This window comes from Micromonospora sp. NPDC049257 (genome assembly GCF_040678915.1).
Taxonomy (GTDB): Bacteria; Actinomycetota; Actinomycetes; order Mycobacteriales; family Micromonosporaceae; genus Micromonospora; species Micromonospora antibiotica.
Genome location: NZ_JBFAQU010000011.1, coordinates 139,496 through 161,656, shown reverse-complemented (window position 1 = coordinate 161,656; position 22,161 = coordinate 139,496). Strand labels below are relative to the sequence as shown.

Here is a 22,161-nt window from a genome sequence, read left to right as displayed (position 1 = left end):
GGGCGGTCACGCCGGCACCCCACCGGGTGCGGTGTGCTGGCGGGCGGTCACGCCGGCACCTGCGGGTCGGCCAGGGCGGTGAGTTCGCCACGCAGCCGGCGCAGCGCCCCCCGGGCCTGGTCCCGCATCCGGGCGTCGACGCTGCGGGTGGCGTAGCGGGCCTCGCGGTAGACGTGGGCGAAGCCGTCCAGCACGTCGGCGCTGGCGATGGCGGGCACCCCGGCGGCCGGGTCTCCCCGCAACAACCGGGTGACCAGGTCGGTCGGGGTGTCCCCGGTAAGCCTCGGCACGCCGGCCTCGGTGGCGGCCTCCTCCAGCCGCACCCAGCAGGCGATGACGGCGGTACGCGGGTCGGTGTCGGCGTCGTCCAGCTCCTCCAGGCCGGCGTCGAGCGCGGCCACCACCTCCCGGGCGGTCCCCTCGGCGGTACGCCGGGCCCGCGCGGCGGGCACCGCCCGGGTGGTCCGGCGCAGCGCGCCGCGCAGCAGCGTCCAGGCCAGGTAGCCCACGGCGGCCAGGATCGCCAGCCCGAGCAGGCCGAGCGCCGCCGTGGCGGTCCACTGCGGAACACTCGCCCGGGTCTGCTCGGCGTCGGCACGGGGCTCGATCGGGATCGACGCGGCCGGCTCGGCGGACGGGTAATCCGGCACGTACGGGATGTTGTCGGCGGCCGGCGGGATACGGCTCGCGCCGATCGAGGAGTGCCCGGCGGAGAGCGCGGCGGCGAGCAGCAGCAGCGTCACCAGGGCGACGGGCCACCACCTGCGCAGTACGCCGAGGTCCATCGCCACCGCCCCACGCTGCTCAGTCCACCCCCGCGAGCTGTTTCGCCCGGGCGAACACGTCGTCCAGCATCTGTGTGGTCAACCGCCCGGTGAAGGTGTTCTGCTGGCTGACGTGGTAGCAACCGAGCAGATCGGGAGCGGCCGACCCGGACCAGTGTGCCCCATGGCCGAAGACCGGTCGCGGGCTGGGCGGTCGGACGCCGTACACCTGGCGTAGCACCGGCCACCACGCCGCCCAGGCGAACGCGCCCAGGGCGACGACCACCCGCATGGTGGGTCGGATCAGGGCCACCTCCCGGTGCACCCAGGGGGCGCAGGTGTCCCGCTCGGCCGGGGTGGGCTTGTTGTCCGGCGGGGCGCAGCGCACGGCGGCGAAGATCCGCACGCCGGTGAGGGCGAGGCCGTCGTCGGCGGCGACGCTGGTGGGCTGGTTGGCCAGCCCCGCGCGGTGCAGGGCGGCGAAGAGCACGTCGCCGGAGCGGTCGCCGGTGAAGACCCGCCCGGTCCGGTTGCCGCCGTGGGCCGCCGGGGCCAGGCCGAGGATCCCGATCCGGGGTTCGGACACCGGGCCGGGTGGGGTGGCGGACGGGCCCGCGCCGCCGCGCCCGGTGCGGTTGTCGGGGGCGCCGAAGCCGGGCACCGGGCGACCCCAGTAGTCCTGGTCGCGGAACGCGGCCCGTTTCGTCCGGGCGACCTCCTCCCGCCAGTCGACCAGGCGCGGGCAGGCGAAACAGTCGCTGACCGCCGCGTCGAGGTCGGCCAGGTCGGTCGCCCGCGCGGCGCGGGCGACCACCTCGGCGGGGGTACGGGACACGGTCGGCCTGGGCACCGTCAACGCCTGCGCCCGTCGGCTGACCGGCGCTCAGCCAAGCTTGGCCCGGAAGAGTTCGAGGGTGCGGGCCCAGGCGGTGGCGGCGGCCCGCTGGTCGAAGTTCTCCGGCCGGTCCTCGTTGAAGAACGCGTGCGCGGTGCCCGGGTAGTCGTAGGTCTGGCAGGTGCCGCCGGCGTTCTCCACGGCCCGGCGTACCGTCTGCACGCCGTCGGCGGCGGACAGTCCGTCGGCCTCTGAGCAGTGCACGACCGCCGCCTTACCCGCGTAGTCGGTCCACTCGGTGGGCATCCCGTCCCACGGCAGCCGGGGGTAGAAGGCGGCGGTGGCGACGATCCGCTCGGCGCGGGTGGCCGCCCACAGCGCCAGGCTGGCACCGGCGCAGAACCCGGCGCACCCCACCTTGCCGGTCACCTCGGCCCGACCGGCGAGGTATTCCGCCGCCCCGGCGATGTCGGCCGCCGCCTCGTCCATCTGGGTGCTGTTGAGCATCTGCCGGGGCTCACTGGGCTTGCTGGCCGGCTGGCCGTGCCGGAAGTCGGGGGCCAACGCCACGAAGCCGGCCTCGGCGAACCGGTCCACCACCGAGCGGATGTGCGGCACGAGACCCCACCAGTCCTGGATGACGATGACCGCCGGGCTGGCCGTCGCACTGGCCGGTACCGCGAGATACCCCTCGCCGGTCCCTGCGTTCCGGCGGTAACTCACCATCTCGCCCATCGGCCCGTCCTCCTGTCGGTCAGTCATCGTCGGCTGGTCGCAGGGCGTTCCTACGTGTCGGTAGCCTGCCACGCCGTACGCGTGCCGGGAAGATGCCAGAACAGTGGCATATACCTCGCGTTCATCGAACGGTGGCGTGCAACACGCCGACGGCGGCGCGGGAATCCCGCGCCGCCGTCGGCTGATCGTCGTACGGACCGGTCAGGCCCTGTCGGTCACGCCTTCTTGGTGAGGCAGAGCAGGTAGCCCTTGCCGCCCGGGGCGATGTTGTAGAAGACGTAGCCGTCCTCACCCTCCTTGATGTACTGCTCGCACGCCTTACCGGTCTTGGCCTGCGCCTCGGTCTGCTCCTCGACCCGGCCGACCACGTTGTAGACGGCGTCGGTCGAGGTGCACTTGACCACCTTGGCGTCGCTGACCGACTTCTCCTGCGTGCCGGTCACCTCCGGCAGCTCGGCGATGCAGTCACCGGCCTTCGCCTCGGCCGTCTCGTCGGGGTTGAGGAAGTTGCCGATGGCATTGGCGACGCCGAACTTCAGCGCCGCGATCACCAGGAAGGCGACGATCGCGCCGACGATGCCGAGCACCTTCTTCGCCCCGCCACCCTTCGGTTCCGTCGGCTGCGCGGCGGTGGCCGGGGTGACCGGTTCGGGCTGGGCCACCTGCTCCGCCTGCGGCGCGGGGGACGATGCGACCTGCTCTGACACTGAATTTCCTTCCGAGGGGCGAATGAGCAGACGACAACGTAGCGACGAAGATCAGCGCGTGCTGCCCCGTTCCCCTCGTCCGTTCAGCCATTTCCCAGCAACGGCAGGTCAGCCGGTGGCGGTGGGCAGGGGCACCCCCGCCGGCCCGGACACCGAGGGCGACGCGACCGGCACCGATCCCGTGGGTACGGGGTTTCCCGGCGCGGTGGCTGTCGGCGCAACACCCGGCGCGGTGGCCGTCGGCGCAACACCCGGTGCGGTGGCCGTCGGCGCCGCACCCGGCGCGGTGGCCGTCGGCGACCCGCCGGGGCTCACGCCGGACCCGGGCGGGAGCGGGGCGACGGCCGGCGGACGCGGCCGGAACGGCGCCTGCTGCGGACAGTACGGGTAGCCGCGCTGCACCGGGTTGACGTCGGGCAGGGCCGGATCGTCGCAGGCCGGCCAGCCCAACCGGATCGGGGTGCCGTTCTGGTCGAAGAGCCGGGCGTTCTCCACCAACCGCCCTTCGCTGTCGTAGACGTAGACGTCCTGCACCTGGTCGTACGGGTTCTGCACGGAGGTCGTCTCGTAGCCGTAGCCGTAGCCGGAGCGGGCCTGGTCGTCCACGTTCGCCACCGCGGCGATCGCGAACAACGCCAGCACCGCCGAACTGGCGTGCAACGCCCAGCGCCGCCAGGACCGCAGCTCGGGGGTGCGCCGACCCAACCAGACGGAGCCGCACACCAGGCCGGCGAAGACCAGCAGGCCGACGAACGCGTGGCCGTCGAGCCGGGGCAGCAGGCCGAGCGGCCCGTCGGTGCTGAGCGCGGTGAGCATCATCGCGACCAGGTAGGCGCGGGCCACCCACCACGCCGGGCGCAGCAGCCGCAGGAACTCCCCCGCCGTGTCGTGACCGAACAGTGGGCCGAGCCGGGCGTCGACCCGATCCACCCGGGCCCGGGTACGCCCCAGCATGGTGGCGATCCGCCGTTCCAGCGCCCGCCGGCCGGCCGCCGGGTCACCCGCCCCGGCGGCGGCGCGCAACTCCGCCGCGTACGCCTCGGGGGTGCCCAGCCGGTCGACCAGGGAACCGTCGGCCTCGGCGGCCACCTCGGCGAGGTGTTCCGGAAGGTCCTCGGTCAGCTCCTCGCGTACCTGCGGTGGCAGGTCGGCCAGGGCGGTCCGCACCCGCTCGACGTAGTCCGTTATCTCCTGCCCAGTGACGGTCATGCCGCCATCCCCCGATCGTCGAGCAGCTGGTCCATCGTCGTCGCGAACGCGCGCCAGGTCTTGCCGGAGCGGGTGAGCTGGTCACGGCCGGCGGCGTTGAGCGCGTAGTACTTGCGGTGCGGGCCGGCCTCGCTGGGCACGACGTAGGTGGTGAGCAGGCCGGCAGCGAAGAGTCGGCGCAGGGTGCCGTAGACCGACGCGTCGCCGACCTCATCCAGCCCGGCCTCGCGCAGCCGCCGCAGGATGTCGTAGCCGTACCCGTCGGAATCCCGCAACACGGCCAACACGGCCAGGTCGAGCACACCCTTGAGTAGTTGTGTGGTGTCCACGCATCACACACTACTGCGCACTGCGCACTACCGTCAACAACGCCATACCCCACCCCCGTCCTCATCTCCCACCCCCACCCACCCCACCCCCACCCCGCCCCAGCCCTCACCCTCGGCTCACCCCAGCCCCGGCCCATCCCCCGCCCCGACCCTCACCCCCGGCCCCCGGCCCTCGCCCCCGACCCCGGCCCTCGCCCCCGACCCCCGACCCCGGCCCGGTGATCAAGAGATTCGCGTCATCCCCACCCGGATTTCCGACGCAAACCTCTTGATCACCACACCCTCGGCCCGGTGATCAAGAAGTTTGGGTCGTTCTCGCCGGGAAATTTGACGCAAAGCTCTTGATCACCGGGCTCGATGTCGAGCGGAGGGGAGGGAGAGGAGAGGAGAGGAGAGGGGGGAGGGGGAGGGGGAGGGGGAGGGGGAGCGTGGGGGTCAGCTGGGGGTGGGGTGCTGGCTCCAGGCGATGCCGTCGAGGATGTCGTGTTCGGAGGCGACCACCGAGGACATCCCGGCCCGCTCCATGATCACCTTGAGCACCAGGGCACCCGCACCGATCACGTCCGCCCGGCCCGGGTGCATCACCGGGATCGCCAACCGCTGCGCGGCGGTCCGGCCCAGCAGGTCGGCGGTCACCCCGGCCACCCGCTCGTACGGCACCCGGGCGTGGTGGATGCGCTCGGGGTCGTACTCCTGGAGGTCCTGGGCGATGGCGACGACGGTGGTGACCGAACCGGCGAGCCCGACCAGTGTGGCTGCCTCCCTGCCGGGGACGGCGGCGAGCGCCCGGTCGACGGCGGCGGCGATGTCGGCCTGCGCGGCGGCGACCTCGGCGACGGTCGGCGGGTCGCCGTGCAGGTGCCGTTCGGTCATCCGGACGCAGCCGATGTCCACCGAGATCGCCGCCTGCACCCCGGAGTCGCGGGTGCCCACCACGAACTCGGTCGAACCGCCGCCGATGTCCACCACCAGGTACGGCGGCTCCGCGTCGGCGGGCAGCCCCCGGACCGCGCCGGTGAACGACAGCCGGGCCTCCTCGTCGCCGGTGACCACCTCGGGCGCGACGCCCAGGGTCTGCTCCACCATGGCCCGGAAGTCGGCCGCGTTGCTCGCATCCCGGGACGCCGAGGTGGCGCACATCCGCACCCGGTCGACGCCCAGCTTGTCGATCTCGGCGGCGTACCCGGCGAGCGCCACCCGGGTCCGCTCGATCGCCTCCGGGGCCAGCCGGCCGGTCCGGTCGACGCCCTGACCGAGCCGGACGATCTCCATCCGGCGGGCCAGGTCGACCAGCGGGGCCTGCGGCCCGGCCGACGGATCGGGCAGGTCGGCGACCAGCAGGCGGATGGAGTTGGTCCCGCAGTCGATGGCGGCCACACGCGTCGTCACGGCAGCAACCCTACGGCAGCAGTCGCCCGCGCACGGCAGCGCCGACCCGACGCCCGACCGCACCGCCCCGACGCACGGCAGCACCGACAGGGTGCCCGGCAGCGCCAACCGCACCCGGCAGCGCCTGCCGGGCCGGCGGTGGTCACCGTCGCCGGCGCCGACGCCACAGCAGCCACGGCACCCAGGGCAGCACGGCGAGCAGCACCAGCAGCGCCACCAGCGGCGCGCGCCACCACGGGTCCACCGTCGCCGGTGGCGGGTCGGTGGGCGCGGAGACCCACGGGCGGGCGGTCTTCGACCACGCCAGGAAGGCGTCACCGATCGGGAGCAGCCCGAAGGCGTACCGGCGGGTGTGCGGGGTGTCCAGCGGAAAGCCGACCAGTTCGCCGTAGTTGGCCAACGCCCCGGCCAACGCGTCGTCGCCCTGCACCTGGGCCGCACCGAGGGTCACCACGGTGGCGGAGAAGCTCACCCCGAGCGGCAGCGGTCCCGAGTCGACGTCCCCCGGGCCGTCCAGGCCGCGCGGGTACTCCCGCACCGCCGGGCCGAGCCTCAGTGGCGACACCACGAAGTCGGTGCGGAAGCGCAGGTACTGCTCGCGGGCGAAGGTCGGGTCGATCTCCGGCAGGAACCGCTGGATGACGCTCTGCGAGGTGCCCCGGGCCACCTCGGCCGGTGCTCCGGTGCCCGGGTCGACCCGGTGTGGCAGCAGACCGGTACGCGGGTCGAGGCGCTGGCGTACCCCGTCGAGCCAGCGGCCGGTGGTCGGCGCGAAACGCGGCGGTAGCAGAGCGTCGTGCAGCCGCAGCGAGGCCACCGCCACCGTCGAGTCGACCGGCCACGCCTGCCCGGGATAGGCGGCGAGGTACGGCGTGGGAGAGGCGTCGAACGCGGCGGCCAGGGTCGCCGACGCCTCGGCGAACCGGCGCACCTCGGCCGGGTCCCGCCCCGACTCCGGTTGCAGGGCGAGCACCCCGCCGCGCAGCCAGTTCGTCCAGCCGGCGTGGAAGACGCCGTACGCCGGGGTCAGGTCGCGGCTGAACGGGGCCGTGCCGGCCGGTGACTCCAGCCGGGCCAGCGCCCACCGGGCCTCCCGCAGCGCCTCGTCACGTCCCTGCGGCGGTTGCCGCAGGCCGGTCTCCACCCGGGCCAGCCCGTACAGCGCGTGGGCGAAGAACCAGCCCTCCGGGAACATCGCCTGGGCGTCCTCGCCGGCACCGTCGTCCAGTTCGGCCCGCAGGTAGTCGAGTTGCCGGTCCACCCCGGACGGCTGGCGGTCGACGCCACCGGTCGCCGGGGCGATCAGCCGGGCGATGCCGACCAGGGCGAACAGGGTCACCAGGGCGGCGAGCACCGCGCCCAACCGGCGCACGATCGTCACCGACCCAGGGTGGCGGGCCGGGTCAAGACCGGCCGGGGCCGCACCTTCGGGCCGCCGCAAGCGGGCGCGGACCCGTCCGGGGCTAGAGGCGCAGCAGCACCGGGCGCGGACCCAGCCGTCCGGGGCTAGAGGCGCAGCAGCATCCGGGTGTTGCCCAGGGTGTTCGGCTTGACGCGTTCCAGGTTGAGGAACTCGGCGACGCCCTCGTCGTAGGAGCGCAGCAGCTGCTCGTAGACGGGCTGCGGCACCGGGGCGCCGTCGATCTCGGTGAACCCGAACGCGCCGAAGAACGCCGTCTCGAAGGTGAGCACGAAGATCCGGGCGATGCCCAACTCCCGGGCGGCGTCGATCAGCTCGGTGACGATCCGGTGGCCGAGCCGCCGTCCCCGGCAGGCCGGGTCGACGGCCACGGTACGGATCTCGGCGAGGTCCTCCCACATCACGTGCAGCGCGCCACAGCCGACGACCCGCCCGTCGCCGGTGACCGCGACCCGGAACTCCTGCACGTCCTCGTAGAGGGTGACGGTGGCCTTGCTGAGCAGCCGCCGGTCGTCGGTGTAGGTGTCGACCAGCCGGCGGATGCCGCGTACGTCGCCGGTGCGGGCCCGGCGTACCACGATCTCGTCGGTCACTGCGCCGCCGGCAGGTCCACGCACGGCCCGGCCGTCCACCACTTCTCCACCAAGGCGAGCGTCTCGTCGCCGAACGGGTTGACGCCGGGGCCGGCACCGAGCGCGTGGCCCAGGTGCACGTGCAGGCACTTCACCCGGCCGGGCATCCCACCGGCGGAGATGCCGGCGATCTCCGGCACCTCGCCGATCACGGCCCGGCGGGCCAGGTAGTCCTCGTGCGCGGCCCGGTACCGGTCGGCCAGCTCCGGGTCCTCGGCGAGCCGCTCGGCCATCTCCTTCATCAACCCGGCCGACTCCAGCCGGCTGCACGCCGCCGTCGCCCGGGGGCAGGTCAGGTAGAACAGCGTCGGGAAGGGGGTGCCGTCGGCGAGCCGGGGGGTGGTCTCCACCACGTCGGGCAGGCCGCACGGGCAGCGGTGGGCCACCGCCCGGGTGCCCCGGGGCGGGCGTCCGAGCTGCGCGGCCACCGCGGCCAGGTCGGCCTCGGTGGCCGGCTGGTGCTCCGGCGGGGGTACGGAGTCCGCCGCCGGCTCCTGCGGTGGTACGACAGTCACGGTGCCCATCTCTCGTTCGGTACGCGGGTACTGCTCACTGGTCCGGGGCGTCGCCGTTCGCCGCCTGGACGCTCGACCACAGGGTGTCGTACCAGGGGTCGGGGGTCTTGGGTGGGGTCGGCGGCCGGCCGCCGTTGGCGTCCCGGGCCGCGCCGTCCGCGTCGTTGAGCACGATCACCGGCGTCTCACCGGGGGCCACCATGAAGAACCGTTCCCGCGCTTTGATCTTGATGTATTCGGGGTCCTGCCACTTCGCCGCCTGGGCCGACAGCTCGGCGATCTCCGTACGCTGGGCGGCCTGGCTGGCCTCCATCCGCTCGATGTCGACCTGCTGGTCGAGATAGACCCGGACCGGATAGGTGTACGCCAGGGCGAGCGCGAGCAGCACCGCGAACAGCACGGTGGCCCGGCCGGTGAACCGTCGGGGGTGGGGCGCGGTGAGTCGCCGGATGGTGCCGCCGGCCGCCGTCCGGCGGGCCGCCGCCGGACGGTTCGCCGACCGTACCCCGTCGGCGGTCCGCGACCGGGCCGCGGCAGCCCGCGGCTCGGCGCGGACCCCGCCGTCGCGCAGCGGCGTCCGGGCGCCCCGGGCCCCGCCCGGCCGACCGGTCGGCCGGCGGGCCGGGCGTTGGCCACCCGGTGTGCGGCGCTGCTGCATCGTCACACCCCTCCCCCGAGGTTCGCCTGGGTCAGGCCGAACGGTAACGCGGGAACGCGCCGGCGCCGGCGTACCGCGCCGCGTCGGCCAGCTCCTCCTCGATCCGCAGGAGCTGGTTGTACTTGGCGACCCGGTCGGACCGGGCCGGGGCACCGGTCTTGATCTGACCGCAGCCGGTGGCGACGGCCAGGTCGGCGATGGTGGTGTCCTCGGTCTCGCCGGAGCGGTGGCTCATCATGCACTTGAAACCGGCCCGGTGGGCCAGGTCCACCGCGTCCAGGGTCTCGGTCAGCGAACCGATCTGGTTGACCTTGACGAGCACCGCGTTGGCGGACTTCTCGGCGATGCCCCGGGCGATGCGCTGCGGGTTGGTGACGAACAGGTCGTCGCCGACGATCTGGATCCGGTCGCCGACGGCGGCGGTCAGGGTGGCCCAGCCGGTCCAGTCGTCCTCGGCCAGCGGGTCCTCGATGGAGACGATCGGGTAGTCGCCGATGAGCTTGGTGTAGTAGTTGCTCATCTCCTCGGCGCTCTTGGCGGCGCTCTCGAAGGTGTAGGTGCCGTTGTCGAAGAACTCGGTCGCGGCCACGTCGAGGGCGAAGACGATGTCGGTGCCCAGCCGGTAACCGGCCTTCTCGACCGCCTCGGCGATCAGGTCGAGCGCGGCGGCGTTGCTGGGCAGGTTGGGGGCGAAGCCACCCTCGTCACCCAGACCGGTGGAGAGGTCCTTCTTCTTGAGCACCGACTTCAGCGCGTGGTAGACCTCGGCACCGGAGCGCAGCGCCTCCCGGAAGCTGGGGGCCCCGATCGGCGCGATCATGAACTCCTGGACGTCGACGTTGGAGTCGGCGTGCGCGCCACCGTTGAGGATGTTCATCATCGGCACCGGCAGCAGGTGGGCGTTCGGGCCACCCAGGTAACGGAACAGGCTCAGCTCGGCGCTGCCGGCAGCCGCCTTGGCCACCGCCAGGGAGACCCCGAGGATGGCGTTCGCGCCCAGCGTGCCCTTGTTGTCGGAGCCGTCGAGGTCGAGCATCTTCTGGTCGATCAGCCGCTGCTCGCTGGCCTCGTAGCCGATCAGCTGGTCGACGATCTTGTCCTCGATGTTGGCGACCGCGTTCTCGACGCCCTTGCCCAGGTAGCGGTCCTTGTCACCGTCGCGCAGCTCGACCGCTTCGAAGGCGCCGGTGGAGGCGCCGGAGGGTACGGCGGCGCGAGCGATCGTGCCGTCGTCCAGCCCTACCTCGACCTCGACCGTCGGGTTGCCCCGTGAGTCGAGAATCTCCCGGGCGACGATTCCCTCGATGGTTGCCACTGAGTCGCTCCTCGTTCGTTGTGCGAATCCGGTATGGGCCGCGACGGTGCGGCTGGGGCAGTTGTGTTGAACGCAGCGTATCGGGCGACGCTCGGCTGCACGGCGTCCGGGCACACGTAGCCCACCCCTAATCAGCCCGCCCTAACGGACATTCCCGGATTCTCACCCCTCAACCGGCAACCGGTTTGCGCCGGGTGGACACGATCGACCACGCTGGTCGCCATGCCCGCCGTCTCGACCACCCTCCGCGTGCTCGCCGTGTCGGTCATCGCGTCGCTCACCGTCACCGGCTGTCAGACCCTCGACGACACCGGACGCACCCTCGGCCGGTCCGATCTGATCAACGATCTCGCCACCCGGCTGGACGAGTCCCTGGTCCAGACCTGGACCGCCGAATACCGGCTCCCCGGCGGCCGGACCACCACCATCGCCCAGGAGAAGGAGCCGGCCCGCTCGGCGTACACCTGGGCCGCCGGCAAGATCACCGTCTCCGAGCAGGCCATCACCCGGTGCGCGACCACCGCCGGGCGGACCGCCTGCACGGTGGAGCCGCCGGTGCTGATGTCCGGCAAGGCCGCCGTGCCGCTGTTCGCCGAGGCCCGCAAGGCCGGGCTGGTCACCCCGCCCGCCGTCATCCGGTTGCTCACCGAGGCCGCCCTGGACCCGCAGGCCCAGGTCAAGCAGAGCGACACCACGCTCGTCGGCCACCACGCCACCTGCGTCGCCGTCCGGCGTTCCGCCGGGGACTTCGACGCCTGCGTCACCACCGAGGGGGTGCTCGGCAGCTTCACCGGTCTGCTCGACGGCCAGCCGGTCGAGCTGGCCCTGGAACGCTTCACCGACTCGGTGACGCCGACGGCGTTCGACCTGCCGGCCGGTGCCGGGGTGACGGACCGCCGGCCGGCGTCGTCGTGACCGTCCCACCGCCCGGACACCCCACGCCCCCGGCCGACCACCCGGCGGCCTCCACGACCGCCACCGACCGCCCCGCCGGCCCCACGCCTCCGGCTGACGACGCGGCCGGCCACGCTGCCGGGCCCGCGCCCGCGTCGGGCGATCTGGGTCTGCTGGTGGCCGGCACCCGGCTGTTCACCACCCCCGACGGTGGCCTGCCCCGGGTCGGCGAGCTGCCGGCCGGGACCGGATGGGTGCCGCTGGGCACGCTCGACGGCGTGCCGGCCTGGGCGCTGGAGACGGCCGACCCGGGCCGGCCAGCCACCCGGGACAACCCGACCGAGGGCGGGGAGCCGGGGAGCGGGGAGACCATGGGGAGCAGGGCCGGGGGTCGACAGCCGGTCGGGCGGTGGCGCAGTTGGCGGGCGCTCGCCGCCGAGCTGTCCGAGCCGGTCGCCACGCTCGCCGGACGGGCGGTGGCCGTGGTCACCTGGCGGCGTACCCACCGCTGGTGCGGGGTCTGCCGGGCGGCGCTGGCCGACGTGCCGGGCGAGACGGCCCGCCGCTGCCCCGACTGCGGCCTGTACGTGCCGCTGCGGCTCTCCCCGGCGGTGCTCACCGCGATCACCCGCCCCGGCCCGGCCGGTGGCCCCACCGAGCTGCTGCTGGTCCGGCATGCGTCCGGGCCGACCGAGCTGTGGGCGCTGGTCGCCGGATTCGTGGAGGCCGGCGAGTCGCTGGAGACGGCGGTCCGGCGGGAGGTCGCCGAGGAGGTCTCGCTCGACCTCGACACGATCGACTACTTCGGCAGCCAACCCTGGGCGATCTCCGGGCCGGGGGTGCTGCTCGCCGGGTTCACCGCCACCGTCGCCGATGCCGGAGCCGAACCGGTGGTGGACGGGCGGGAGCTGGTGCGGGCCCGTTGGTTCCCGGTGGACGCGTTGCCGGCGGAGCTGCCGCCCGCGTACTCGATCTCCCGCTGGCTGATCGACGCCGTCGCCGCCCGCGGCTGAGCCGGCACCCGCGCGGCCCGGACGGCGGGCACCCGGCCGGGGTGGCGTGGCGGTCAGATGCCGAGCAGGGTGCGCAGGTGGCGTGGGGGCGGGCAGTCGTGGGCGAGCATCGCGTCGTGCCAGTCCCGCACCGACACCCCGGCCGGCCGGGCGGCGGCGACGTCGGCCAGTTCGCTGTAGCCGACGAAGTAGGTGGAGAGCTGCGTCGAGGTGAGCAGCGCCCGCCGCCACTTGCCGGCCGCCTCGCCCTCCTCCTGGAAGCCGCGTTCGGTCATCAGCGCCAACGCGTCCGCCTCGGTCATCTGGTCGCAGTGGACCAACTGGTCGAGCAGCGCGTTGATGGTCATCCGCAGCTGCATCTTGAGCTGCTGGAGGCGGACCGGCAGGCCGCCGAAGCCGAGGCCGGCCATCAGCTCCTCGGTGTAGACCGCCCAGCCCTCGATGAACACCCCCGACTCGGTCAGCGCCCGGACCCGGGTGGGGCCGGCGTACCGGCGGGCGTGGGCGAGCTGGAGGAAGTGCCCCGGCATCGCCTCGTGCACGGTCAGGTTGCGGATCATGTGGTCGTTGTACTCGCGGTAGAACGAGTCGACCCGGTGCGCGGGCCAGTCCGCCGGGGTGGGCGCGATGCAGTAGAAGGTGGGCAGGTCGGCCGGCTCGAGCGGGCCGGGCGAGTCGCAGTAGGCCACCGCGACACCCCGGGCGAACTCCGGCATCTCCTGGATCACGCACGGGTCGTCGACCAGGCCGACCAGGTCGTGGGCCCGGACGAAGTCGACGGCCTCGTCGAGGGTGACCGAGGCGAGGTCCACGATGGAGTGGTCGTCGGGGTGCTCGGCGGCCAGCAGGTCCAGCGCCCGGCGTACCGTCTCGTCGTCGGCCGGGCCACCGACCAGCTCGACGGCCGCCGCGCGGATCTCGGCGGTGACCCGGTCCAGGTTGGCCCAGGCGCGGCGCTGCACCTCGGCGGCGCCCAGCTCGGTGTCGAGGGTGTGCCAGAGGCGGGCCTCCCAGCGGCGGCGGCCCAGCCGGGGGTCACGGCCCGGCCCGGTTTCGGCGGCCAGCCCGGCGCGCAGCCAGCCGACGAACTCGTCGAGCGCGGCGATCGCCGCCGTCGCGGCCGGCCCGACCGTGCCGGCCAGCGTGGGTGCCTGGGCGAGCAGCAGCGGCACCTCGTCGCGGATCAGCGCGGCGGTGCCGACGAACTGCCCGACCGCCGTCTCGGCGTGTACCCGGGGCATGTCCCGCAACGTCGTCCGCGCGGTCGCCAACGCGTCGGGTACGGCCGTCAGCCGCCCGGCCAGGTGGGCCAGCCGCTCCTCCACCGGGGCGTACGGGCGGGCGAGCAGGGCGTGCAGCAGCGGACCGGGGTTGTGCACCAGCGGGTCCCACTCGAAGGCCCGGATCTCGCTCAACTCGAACAGTTCCCGGTCGACCAGGGCACTGAGCAGCGCGTGGTCGACCTGTTCCTCGACGTCGAGCGAGTCCGTGTCGACCTCGGCGAGCGCGTCGGCGGCCTCCCTCAGCATCGCCTGGTCGGCCGCGACCGCCCCGGCGGAGAGATCGGGCAACCGGTCGTCGTAGCGGTGGTCCCCGCTCGACGTGGCGACCCCCGGCCGGCTCTCCAGCACGGCCTCGACGATCCGCTCCGCCAACGGCACGAATGAACCCATCCCCCGACCCTACCCACTCCCCACCGCCCGCCCCGGCCTCGTCGATCAAGAGGTTCGCGGCACCGCACACCCGCCCCGCTCTCGTGATCAAGAGGTTCGCGTCACCGGATCGCGCAGGGCTGACGCAAACCTCTTGATCAACTCGACGAGGTGGGGGGTTCGGTGGTGCGGAGGGTTCGGGTGTGAGCCAGGGTGGTGCGGCGGAGAGCCGCTTCGGGGTCCAGGCCGGCGTGGCGGGCCTCGGCGACCAGGGTCAGCAGGGTGGCACCCAGGTGGGACTCCGGGTCGGGCTGGGCGTCGGGGGACGGCAGCGGGGCGGTCAGGCCGGCCCGACCGGCCCGGTCCAGCACCTTGGCCGCCAGGGCCAGCGCCGGCTGGCTCAACGCGATGCCGTCGAGCACCGACGCACGGGCCTTCTCGGCCCGCTTGATCCGTTCCCAGTTCGCCTCGATCTCGGCCAGCGAACCCGCCTCGGCACCGGCGAAGACGTGCGGGTTCCGGCGGACCATCTTGTCGACCAGGGTGCCGGCCACGTCGTCGACGTTCCACCGCTCACCCTCGGGCAGGTCCTCCGCCAGGCGCGCGTGCAGCAGCACCTGGAGCAGCACGTCGCCCAACTCCTCACGGAGCGCGTCGGTGTCACCGTCGCTGATCGCGTCGTACGCCTCGTAGCACTCCTCGATCAGGAAACCGGCGAGGCTACGGTGGGTCTGCGCCCGCTTCCACGGGTCACCACCCGGGGAGGCGAGCCGGTCCATCACCTCGACCGCATCGAGCAGCCGGGCCCCCGGCGGGTCCCACGAGCCGTACATCAGCTCCAGCTCGGCCAGCCCCGGTTGCCGGGCCAACCGCAGACCCAACTCCCGGGCCAGGGACTCGTCGCCGGCCGGGCCGGCCAGCCAGACCGCCGTACCGCCCGCCGCCGCCGCGTCGAGCAACGCGTCGGTGGCTCCGCCGGAGACGACGGTGACCTCGACGCCCGCCGCGCGTACCGCCGCGACCTGGGCGCTCTGTGCACCGGTCAGCACCGGCGCGGAGCGCAGCACGTCCCAGGCGGCGGCGGTCAGCAGACCGGCCGGCAACCGGGGCGAGGTGACCAGCAGGACGATCCGGTGGGACGTGCTCAGGAGGCCACCGGCCCCTGCGCCGGGGTCGGGCTGCCGACCGGCTCGGGGGTCGACACGTCGGTCACCGGGCCGCTCGCGTCGATGTACGGCAGCGCGTAGAAGACCAGCTCCTGACCCTTGTTGACCCAGGCCGGGACGCCGAGCGGCCGGTACCGGGGGTTGACCTCGACGTCAAGCTTGTCGGCCTGCTCCCCCAGCGCGTTGCTCAACGCGGCGGCGCTGCGGACGAAACCGCCGTCGCCGAAGAGCTGCCGCACCTGCGCCACCGGCAGCCCCTTGTCGATGCCGCCGGTCTTCTCGATCGCGTGGTAGACCGCCATCACCGACTCGTCGCTCAGGTCGGCCGGCGGCAACTGCTGGCTGAGCACGGAGAACAGGTCCGCCCACTCACCCCAGAGCTTCGCGAACTCCGCCTGCGGCGGCATCTGCAACTGCTGGGCCAGCTGGTCCGGGGTGATCTGGTCGGGGACCTGGAGGCCCTTCTCGGCCGCGACCCGCTTGCCCAGGTCGATGCTGACCAGCAGGTTCACCACGTCCTGCCGGGTCACCCCGGCCCGCAGCTGCTCCGGGGCCGGGGTCTGGCCGGACTGGGCCGCGCCCTGCCGCACCGCCTCGGCGTACCTCGTCTGCGCGTCGGTGTAGATCGCGTCCACCCGGGCGACCGAGTAGCGACTGTCGCCGATGTATGCGGCCACATCCGGAGATGCCTTGCCGCAGGCGGTGAGGGAGAGGACACCCAGTGCCGCGACGCTGGCGGCGGCGATGAGACGGCGTGCACGCATGACGGTCACTCTCTCATGCCTGCCCGGCTACGGTGACGCCGCCCACCACGCGCTGCGGCCCCCGCCCGCAGCTTTCGCGCCCCCGGCCCCGGCCACCCCGGGTCACCGGACCCGACCGGCCGCTCATGCCCGCGCCCCGGCCAGCGGGGCCGGCTCGCCGAGGACGTCGGAGAGGAGCTGGGCGCACCACTCCAACAGCGCCTGGTCACGCAACGGCTCGCCACCGACCCGGCGGGTGCTCGGCCGGGGCACGCTGACCTGGTCGGTGGCCGGCTTGTAGACCGAGTCCGGGTGGTAGCGCTTGAGCCGCAACTGCTTGGAATCGGGCAACGGCAGCGGCCCGAACCGCAGGTGCTTGCCCTGCACGCTCACGTCGGAGAGGCCGTAGCGGCGGGCCAGCAACCGGAACCGGGCCACCGCGACCAGGTTCTGCACCGGGGCGGGCGGCTCGCCGTACCGGTCGGTCATCTCGGCGACCACCTCGCGCAGCCGCTCGTCGTCACGCGCCTCGGCGAGCTTGCGGTACATCTCCAGCCGCAGCCGCTCCACCCCCACGTAGTCCAGCGGCAGGTGCGCGTCGACCGGAAGATCGATGCGGACGTCGGTCGCCAGCTCGTCGGACTCGGTGCTCTCCCCCTTGAACGCCGACACCGCCTCGCCGACCATCCGGACGTACAGGTCGAACCCGACGCCCTCGATGTGTCCGGACTGCTCGCCGCCGAGCAGGTTGCCGGCGCCCCGGATCTCCAGGTCCTTCATCGCCACGTACATGCCCGCGCCCAGCTCGGTGTGCTGGGCGATGGTGGCCAACCGCTCGTGCGCGTGCTCGGTGAGCGGCTTCTCCGGCGGATAGAGGAAGTACGCGTACGCCCGCTCCCGGCCCCGACCCACCCTGCCCCGGATCTGGTGCAGCTGGGCCAGGCCGAGCAGGTCGGCCCGCTCCACGATGAGGGTGTTGGCGTTCGGGATGTCGATGCCGGACTCCACGATGGTGGTGCAGACCAGGACGTCGAACTCCTTCTCCCAGAAGCCGACCATCACCTTCTCCAGGGCCTCCTCGCCCATCTGCCCGTGGGCCACCGCCACCCGCGCCTCGGGCACCAGCTCGCGCAGCCTCCGCGCCGTCCGGTCGATCGACTCCACCCGGTTGTGCAGGTAGAAGACCTGCCCGTCGCGGAGCAACTCACGGTGGATGGACGCGGCCACCTGCCGGTCGTCGTACGACCCGACGAAGGTCAGCACCGGGTGCCGCTCCTCCGGCGGGGTGGCGATGGTCGACATCTCGCGGATGCCGGTGATCGCCATCTCCAGCGTCCGCGGGATCGGGGTGGCCGACATGCTCAGCACGTCGACCGAGGCGCGCAGCGTCTTGAGGTGCTCCTTGTGCTCGACGCCGAAGCGCTGCTCCTCGTCGATGACCACCATGCCGAGTTGCTTGAACCGGGTGGCCGTCTGGAGCAGCCGGTGGGTGCCGATGACGATGTCGACGGTGCCGTCGGCGACCATCTCCAACGTCCGTTCGCTCTCCTTGGCGGTCTGGAAGCGGGACAGCTGCCGGATGGTCACCGGGAACTGGTTCATCCGTTCGGCGAACGTGTTGTAGTGCTGCTGCACCAGCAACGTCGTCGGCACCAGCACCGCCACCTGCTTACCGTCCTGCACCGCCTTGAACGCCGCCCGGACGGCGATCTCGGTCTTGCCGTACCCGACGTCACCGCAGATCAGCCGGTCCATCGGGACGGTCTGTTCCATGTCCCGCTTGACCTCCTCGATGGCGGCCAACTGGTCGGGCGTCTCCTGCCACGGGAAGGCGTCCTCCAGCTCCCGCTGCCACGGGGAGTCCGGGGCGAACGCGTGCCCCTTGGACGCCTTGCGGGCGGCGTAGAGCTGGATCAGCTGGGCGGCGATCTCCCGGACCGCCTTGCGGGCGCGGGCCTTGGACTTCTGCCAGTCCGGGCCGCCCATCTTGTGCAGGGTGGGCTGCTCGCCGCCGACGTAGCGGGAGAGCTGGTCGAGCTGGTCGGTGGGGACGAAGAGCCGGTCGCCGGGCTGGCCGCGCTTGCTGGCCGCGTACTCGATGACCAGGTATTCGCGGGACGCGCCGTTGACGGTGCGCTGCACCAGCTCGACGTACCGGCCGATGCCGTGCTGCTCGTGCACGACGAAGTCGCCGGCCTTCAGCTCCAGCGGGTCGATGGTGTTGCGCCGCCGGCTCGGCATCTTGCGCATGTCCCGGGTGGAGGTGCCCCGGCCACCGGTGACGTCGTTGCCGGTGAGCAGCACGAACCTCGACGCCTCGTCGACGAAGCCGGCGGTCAGGCAGCCGCAGGTGACCAGCACCTCGCCGGGGGCGGGCGCGGCCGGCACCTGCTCGGTGAGCCGGGCGCCCAGGCCCGCGTCGCGGAGCACCTCGACGGCCCGCTGGGCGGGACCGTGCCCCTCGAAGACCAACGCGACCGCCCAGCCCTCGCCGGTCCAGCGCTTGATGTCGTCGACCACCCGGCCGGTCTCACCGTGGTAGAGCGGGGCCGGCTGGGCGGCCAGGGTCACCGTGATCGCGTCGTCGGGGGTCACGTCTCCCCCGCCCGGCGCATCCTCCCAGGGCTGCCGGGTGGGGGTGGCGGCGTCCGCCTCGACCAGCCCGAACGGGGCGAGGGTCCACCAGGGCTGGCGCAGGGCGCGGGCGGCGGCGCGTACCTCGGCCAGGGACTTGAAGGCGGCGGCGCCGAGGTCGACCGGGGCCTGGCCACCGACGGCGGCCGCGGCCCAGCTCGCCTGGAGGAACTCCTCCGAGGTACGCACCAGGTCGTGGGCCCGGGTGCGGATCCGCTCCGGGTCGCAGAGCAGCACGTGGGTGCCGGCCGGCATGGTGTCGACCAGCAGCTCCAGGCTCTCGCTGCCGAGCAGCGCCGGCACCAGCGACTCCATCCCCTCGACGGGGATGCCCTCGGCCAGCTTGTCGAGGATCTCGGCCAGTTCCGGGTGCTCCCCGGCGAGCGCGGCGGCCCGCCGGCGCACCGCCGGGGTCAGCAGCAGCTCCCGGCACGGCGGGGCCCACAGCTGCGGTACGCCTTCGATGGTGCGCTGGTCGGCGACGGCGAAGGTGCGGATCTCCTCCACCTCGTCACCCCAGAACTCGACCCGGGACGGGTGCTCGTCGGTGGGTGGGAAGACGTCCAGGATGCCGCCGCGCACGGCGAACTCGCCGCGTTTGGTGACCAGGTCGACCCGGGCGTACGCCAGGTCGGTGAGCCGGCGGGCGACCTGCTCCAGGTCGGCCTCCTCCCCGGCGGCGAGCTGCACCGGGTCCAGGTCGCCGAGGCCCTTGAGCTGTGGTTGCAGCAGCGAGCGCACCGGGGCCACCACCACCCGCAGCGGGCCGGTCACCCCCTGCGCGTCGGCGGTGTCGGGGTGGGCGAGGCGGCGCAGCACGGCCAGTCGCCGGCCGACGGTGTCGGAACGGGGTGAGAGCCGCTCGTGCGGCAGCGTCTCCCAGGACGGGAAGACCGCCACCTGCCCGGCCGGGAGCAGGCTGCCCAGCGCGGCGGCCAGGTCGTCGGCCTCCCGGCTGGTGGCGGTCACCGCGAGCACCGGCCGGCCGGCCCCGCCGACCGGCTCGTCGGCGGCGACGGCGGCCACGGCGAACGGGCGCAGCGCGGCCGGGGCGGTCAGGTCCAGCCCGTCGACCTGGGCGGCACCGGAGCGCGCCAGGTCACGAGCACGGGCCAGCCCGGGGTCGGCCAGGGCGGCGGAGAAGAGTCCGGTGAGCATCAGTGATCACTTCCAGGAAAGCCGCCGGTCGGCCCGGGGCGCGCGAAGATGCCCCCACGCCCGGCCGGGCCGGGGGGTGCACGGCCGCCAGCCTATCTCGCGAGGGAGACAATCGAGCCCGCAGCGGCGGTGCCGGAACGGGGGAGGACCAATGCCACAGCAGTGGGGCGCGGACCCACGCCAACAGACCACCCAGGGACGGTGGCGGGGTCTGGGCCTGCCCGACGGGATGACCTTCTACGAGGTGCGCTGCCTGATCGACGAGCCGGGCTGGGTGGGCCCGGTGCCCAACCTCGGCTACCGGGTCTACCTGGGGCGCTCCGGCGGATACCTGCGCCGGCTCAACGGTGAGATCGCGTTCGCCGATGCGACGTCGGTGCTGCTGACCCGACCCGGCGACGAGATGAGCGTGGCCCATCCGCTCGGCTGCGGCGACGTCTACTCGTGCCTGGAGATCCGCCCCGAGGTCCTCGAGGAACGCCCGGACGCCCGCGACTGGTTCACCCGGCGCAGCTGGGACGGTCAGCTCGACGCCGCGTTGGACCTGGAGCACCGGATGCTGGTGGCCCGCAGCCGGCGGGGTCTGGACGGCTTCGAGCTGACCGAGCACACCCACCAGTTCCTGGCCACCCTGCTCAGTGGCAGCCCGCTGGGCCGGGGTGCCCCGGGCGCGGACCTGGACCGTGCGGTGGGGCGGCGACCGGCCACCCTGGCCGCCCATCGACGCCTCGCCGACCAGGCCCGCCAGGTGCTCGCCGCGTCGGGTTTCACCCTGGGGCTCACCGAGGTCGCCCGGCTGGTCGGCTGCTCACCGCACCACCTGAGCCGGGTGTTCCAGCGGGTCACCGGGCGCAGCCTCACCGCCTACCGCAACGAGCTGCGGGTCCGGGCGGTGCTGGATCTGTTGGGCCGCTCCGATCCGCCCCGGCTGGTGACGATCGCCGCCGAGTACGGCTTCGCCGACCAGGCGCACCTGAGCCGGGTGGTCCGGGAGCGGGTCGGCCATCCGCCCGCCCGCCTGCGTCGACTGCTCGCACCCGCCGACTGACGGCCCGCTGCCCGGCACCCGGGCCGCGGGGCGCTCGTCGTGGCGGGGCCGCCGGTCGAACCGAACCGCGCACGAATCTTCAAGATTTCGACCCCCGTGCCAACCGAGGATGGAACAGCCAGCCCGGTCGGTCGACGTTGCGACGGCCGAGGGAGACGCGGACCTGTTCGGGGAGGCCCGCGTACCCCCCAGTCGGGCTGACCGGGGATGCCGTCCGGCGCCCGGTGGAGGTGCCGTACCCCGGTGCGGCACCTCCACACCCGGCCGCGTCCCGTTCAGTAGCGCACGGCGATGCGTCGTTCGACCGCGTCGACCCGGATCTCCCCGCCGTACGGGATGATCAACTGCGGGTCGGTGTGGCCCAGGTCGACGTCGAAGACCACCACCGCGTCCGGGCGGTACGCGCTCAGCGCCCGGACGATGGCACCCCGTTGGGCGGCGGCCCACGCCAGCCGTTGCGCCACCGGCAGCGGTCGTGCGAAGTCCCACGCCTTGGGCCGGCCGACGATGATCGCCGGGAAGGCGGCGAGCAGTCCCCGCTCCCCCATGTTCCGCACGATCCGGAACACCTCCTGCGCGTCGGGCAGCTCGTTGGAGGTCTCGACGACGAGCACCGAGCCGGCCAGTTCGGCGGCCGACGGGACCCGGTCGGCGGCCATCAGCCAGTGCAGGATCTCCAGGCAACCGCCCCAGGTCCGGCCCTCGACGACCGTCGACGGTCCCCGCCAGCGCCAGCCCTCGCCGGGCAGCATCGGCGGTTCGACCGTGAGCGTGGCGGGGTCCCGCCAGTCGCCCGGTTCGTCACCCCACTGCGGCGCGGGGGTCAGCTCGTACCAGTCGGAGGTGAACAGGGCGGCACGCAGCGAGTCGAGGGTCAGCGGGTGCGGCGCACCGGGTCGGCCGAGGTGCACCAGCACCGAGCCGCCGTGGTAGGCCACCATCCCCAGCCGGTAGAGGTGGTTGAGGACGTTGGTGTTGTCCGAGTAGCCGAAGTAGGGCTTCGGGTTGGCCCGCAGCACCGCGTCGTCGAGGTGCGGGGTGACGGTGATCAGGTCGTCGCCGCCGACGGTGGCGAGCACGGCGGTGACCGTCGGGTCGGCGAAGGCGGCGGTCAGGTCCCGCGCGCGGTCCCGGGGGTCGGCCCGGGTCTGCCTGGTGGTCGGGTACTCCACCGGCACCAGGCCGAACTCCTCGCGCAGCCGGTGCAGGCCCAGCTCGTACACGTGCGGGAACAGACCCGGCAGGCCGGCGGAGGGGGAGACGACGGCGACCCGGTCGCCCGGTTTCGGTTTGGCGGGGTACGCGGGACGGCTCACGGTCGGAACCTACCGCCCGTCACCAGCGG

20 protein-coding genes are annotated in these 22,161 nt (G+C 73.6%); 3 read left to right on the top strand and 17 right to left on the bottom strand.

The features are described from left to right. Positions 1–47: 47 nt before the first annotated feature. From AB0K25_RS18435 to eno, 12 genes are all read right to left on the bottom strand, one after another. Positions 48–785, bottom strand: coding sequence for a DUF4129 domain-containing protein (locus tag AB0K25_RS18435; RefSeq protein WP_363821354.1), 738 nt, complete (start codon positions 783–785; stop codon positions 48–50). Between the two features lie 19 nt (positions 786–804). After that, entirely contained in the window at positions 805–1,614 is an 810-nt protein-coding gene (locus AB0K25_RS18430; RefSeq protein WP_363821320.1) for a uracil-DNA glycosylase, read from the bottom strand. A 33-nt stretch (positions 1,615–1,647) separates the two neighbouring features. Next, positions 1,648–2,334: a dienelactone hydrolase family protein gene (locus tag AB0K25_RS18425; protein ID WP_208568659.1), complete on the bottom strand. Its 687-nt coding sequence runs from the start codon at positions 2,332–2,334 to the stop codon at positions 1,648–1,650. A 215-nt stretch (positions 2,335–2,549) separates the two neighbouring features. Further along, entirely contained in the window at positions 2,550–3,041 is a 492-nt protein-coding gene (locus AB0K25_RS18420; RefSeq protein ID WP_255597890.1) for a hypothetical protein, read from the bottom strand. A gap of 108 nt (positions 3,042–3,149) precedes the next feature. Further along, the gene (locus AB0K25_RS18415) at positions 3,150–4,250 is read right to left on the bottom strand and encodes a hypothetical protein (protein ID WP_363821317.1); all 1,101 of its coding nucleotides are present in this window, start codon (positions 4,248–4,250) and stop codon (positions 3,150–3,152) included. Then, complete coding sequence (locus AB0K25_RS18410; RefSeq protein WP_219467211.1) at positions 4,247–4,579, bottom strand: PadR family transcriptional regulator; 333 nt, start codon at positions 4,577–4,579, stop codon at positions 4,247–4,249. The genes AB0K25_RS18415 and AB0K25_RS18410 overlap by 4 nt, the downstream gene beginning before the upstream one ends. A 435-nt stretch (positions 4,580–5,014) precedes the next feature. Continuing rightward, on the bottom strand, positions 5,015–5,956 hold the full coding sequence (locus tag AB0K25_RS18405) for a Ppx/GppA phosphatase family protein (protein WP_219470674.1): 942 nt from the start codon (positions 5,954–5,956) through the stop codon (positions 5,015–5,017). 154 nt (positions 5,957–6,110) lie between these two features. Further along, on the bottom strand, positions 6,111–7,349 hold the full coding sequence (locus AB0K25_RS18400; protein WP_363821314.1) for a hypothetical protein: 1,239 nt from the start codon (positions 7,347–7,349) through the stop codon (positions 6,111–6,113). A gap of 125 nt (positions 7,350–7,474) precedes the next feature. Continuing rightward, positions 7,475–7,981 (bottom strand): amino-acid N-acetyltransferase, encoded by a 507-nt coding sequence (locus tag AB0K25_RS18395; protein ID WP_219467207.1) that lies wholly within the window; start codon positions 7,979–7,981, stop codon positions 7,475–7,477. Continuing rightward, positions 7,978–8,535, bottom strand: a complete 558-nt coding sequence (locus tag AB0K25_RS18390; RefSeq protein WP_219470673.1) for a DUF501 domain-containing protein — start codon at positions 8,533–8,535, stop codon at positions 7,978–7,980. The genes AB0K25_RS18395 and AB0K25_RS18390 overlap by 4 nt, the downstream gene beginning before the upstream one ends. 34 nt (positions 8,536–8,569) lie before the next feature. Continuing rightward, positions 8,570–9,193: a septum formation initiator family protein gene (locus AB0K25_RS18385; protein WP_357019836.1), complete on the bottom strand. Its 624-nt coding sequence runs from the start codon at positions 9,191–9,193 to the stop codon at positions 8,570–8,572. Positions 9,194–9,224: 31 nt separating this feature from the next. After that, positions 9,225–10,508: a phosphopyruvate hydratase gene (gene eno / locus AB0K25_RS18380; RefSeq protein ID WP_208568547.1), complete on the bottom strand. Its 1,284-nt coding sequence runs from the start codon at positions 10,506–10,508 to the stop codon at positions 9,225–9,227. A 222-nt stretch (positions 10,509–10,730) separates the two neighbouring features. Here eno and AB0K25_RS18375 point away from each other — a divergent pair, with 222 nt between their 5' ends. Together AB0K25_RS18375 and AB0K25_RS18370 are read left to right on the top strand one after the other, a co-directional pair. Next, positions 10,731–11,423 carry a hypothetical protein gene (locus AB0K25_RS18375; RefSeq protein ID WP_208568548.1) on the top strand — a complete coding sequence of 231 codons (693 nt, stop codon included), beginning with the start codon at positions 10,731–10,733 and terminating at the stop codon, positions 11,421–11,423. A gap of 155 nt (positions 11,424–11,578) precedes the next feature. Beyond that, positions 11,579–12,415, top strand: coding sequence for an NUDIX domain-containing protein (locus tag AB0K25_RS18370; protein WP_363821310.1), 837 nt, complete (start codon positions 11,579–11,581; stop codon positions 12,413–12,415). A 53-nt stretch (positions 12,416–12,468) separates the two neighbouring features. Here AB0K25_RS18370 and AB0K25_RS18365 read toward each other — a convergent pair whose 3' ends face one another. The 4 genes from AB0K25_RS18365 to mfd all read right to left on the bottom strand — a co-directional run bounded on the left by AB0K25_RS18365 (position 12,469) and on the right by mfd (position 19,768). After that, positions 12,469–14,088 (bottom strand): DUF885 domain-containing protein, encoded by a 1,620-nt coding sequence (locus tag AB0K25_RS18365; RefSeq protein ID WP_219467180.1) that lies wholly within the window; start codon positions 14,086–14,088, stop codon positions 12,469–12,471. 137 nt (positions 14,089–14,225) lie between these two features. Next, positions 14,226–15,215 (bottom strand): nucleoside triphosphate pyrophosphohydrolase, encoded by a 990-nt coding sequence (locus AB0K25_RS18360; protein ID WP_219470671.1) that lies wholly within the window; start codon positions 15,213–15,215, stop codon positions 14,226–14,228. Beyond that, positions 15,212–15,997, bottom strand: coding sequence for a hypothetical protein (locus AB0K25_RS18355; RefSeq protein ID WP_219467177.1), 786 nt, complete (start codon positions 15,995–15,997; stop codon positions 15,212–15,214). Before AB0K25_RS18355 ends, AB0K25_RS18360 begins: the two co-directional genes overlap by 4 nt. Positions 15,998–16,120: 123 nt before the next feature. Then, the gene (mfd, locus tag AB0K25_RS18350) at positions 16,121–19,768 is read right to left on the bottom strand and encodes a transcription-repair coupling factor (protein WP_363821306.1); all 3,648 of its coding nucleotides are present in this window, start codon (positions 19,766–19,768) and stop codon (positions 16,121–16,123) included. Positions 19,769–19,919: 151 nt separating this feature from the next. On the opposite strand from mfd, the gene AB0K25_RS18345 reads away from it, so the two are divergent. Continuing rightward, positions 19,920–20,816 (top strand): helix-turn-helix transcriptional regulator, encoded by an 897-nt coding sequence (locus tag AB0K25_RS18345; protein WP_219467173.1) that lies wholly within the window; start codon positions 19,920–19,922, stop codon positions 20,814–20,816. Between the two features lie 275 nt (positions 20,817–21,091). Here AB0K25_RS18345 and AB0K25_RS18340 read toward each other — a convergent pair whose 3' ends face one another. Further along, positions 21,092–22,132, bottom strand: coding sequence for a S66 peptidase family protein (locus AB0K25_RS18340; protein WP_219467171.1), 1,041 nt, complete (start codon positions 22,130–22,132; stop codon positions 21,092–21,094). Between the last annotated feature and the right edge of the window lie 29 nt (positions 22,133–22,161).

Coding starts and splice junctions, on each gene's coding strand:
- AB0K25_RS18435 (WP_363821354.1), bottom strand. CDS start 785: ATGGACCTCGGCGTACTGCGCAGGTGGTGGCCCGTCGCCCTGGTGACG.
- AB0K25_RS18425 (WP_208568659.1), bottom strand. CDS start 2,334: ATGGGCGAGATGGTGAGTTACCGCCGGAACGCAGGGACCGGCGAGGGG.
- AB0K25_RS18415 (WP_363821317.1), bottom strand. CDS start 4,250: ATGACCGTCACTGGGCAGGAGATAACGGACTACGTCGAGCGGGTGCGG.
- AB0K25_RS18385 (WP_357019836.1), bottom strand. CDS start 9,193: ATGCAGCAGCGCCGCACACCGGGTGGCCAACGCCCGGCCCGCCGGCCG.
- AB0K25_RS18375 (WP_208568548.1), top strand. CDS start 10,731: ATGCCCGCCGTCTCGACCACCCTCCGCGTGCTCGCCGTGTCGGTCATC.
- AB0K25_RS18365 (WP_219467180.1), bottom strand. CDS start 14,088: ATGGGTTCATTCGTGCCGTTGGCGGAGCGGATCGTCGAGGCCGTGCTG.
- AB0K25_RS18355 (WP_219467177.1), bottom strand. CDS start 15,997: ATGCGTGCACGCCGTCTCATCGCCGCCGCCAGCGTCGCGGCACTGGGT.
- mfd (WP_363821306.1), bottom strand. CDS start 19,768: ATGCTCACCGGACTCTTCTCCGCCGCCCTGGCCGACCCCGGGCTGGCC.
- AB0K25_RS18345 (WP_219467173.1), top strand. CDS start 19,920: ATGCCACAGCAGTGGGGCGCGGACCCACGCCAACAGACCACCCAGGGA.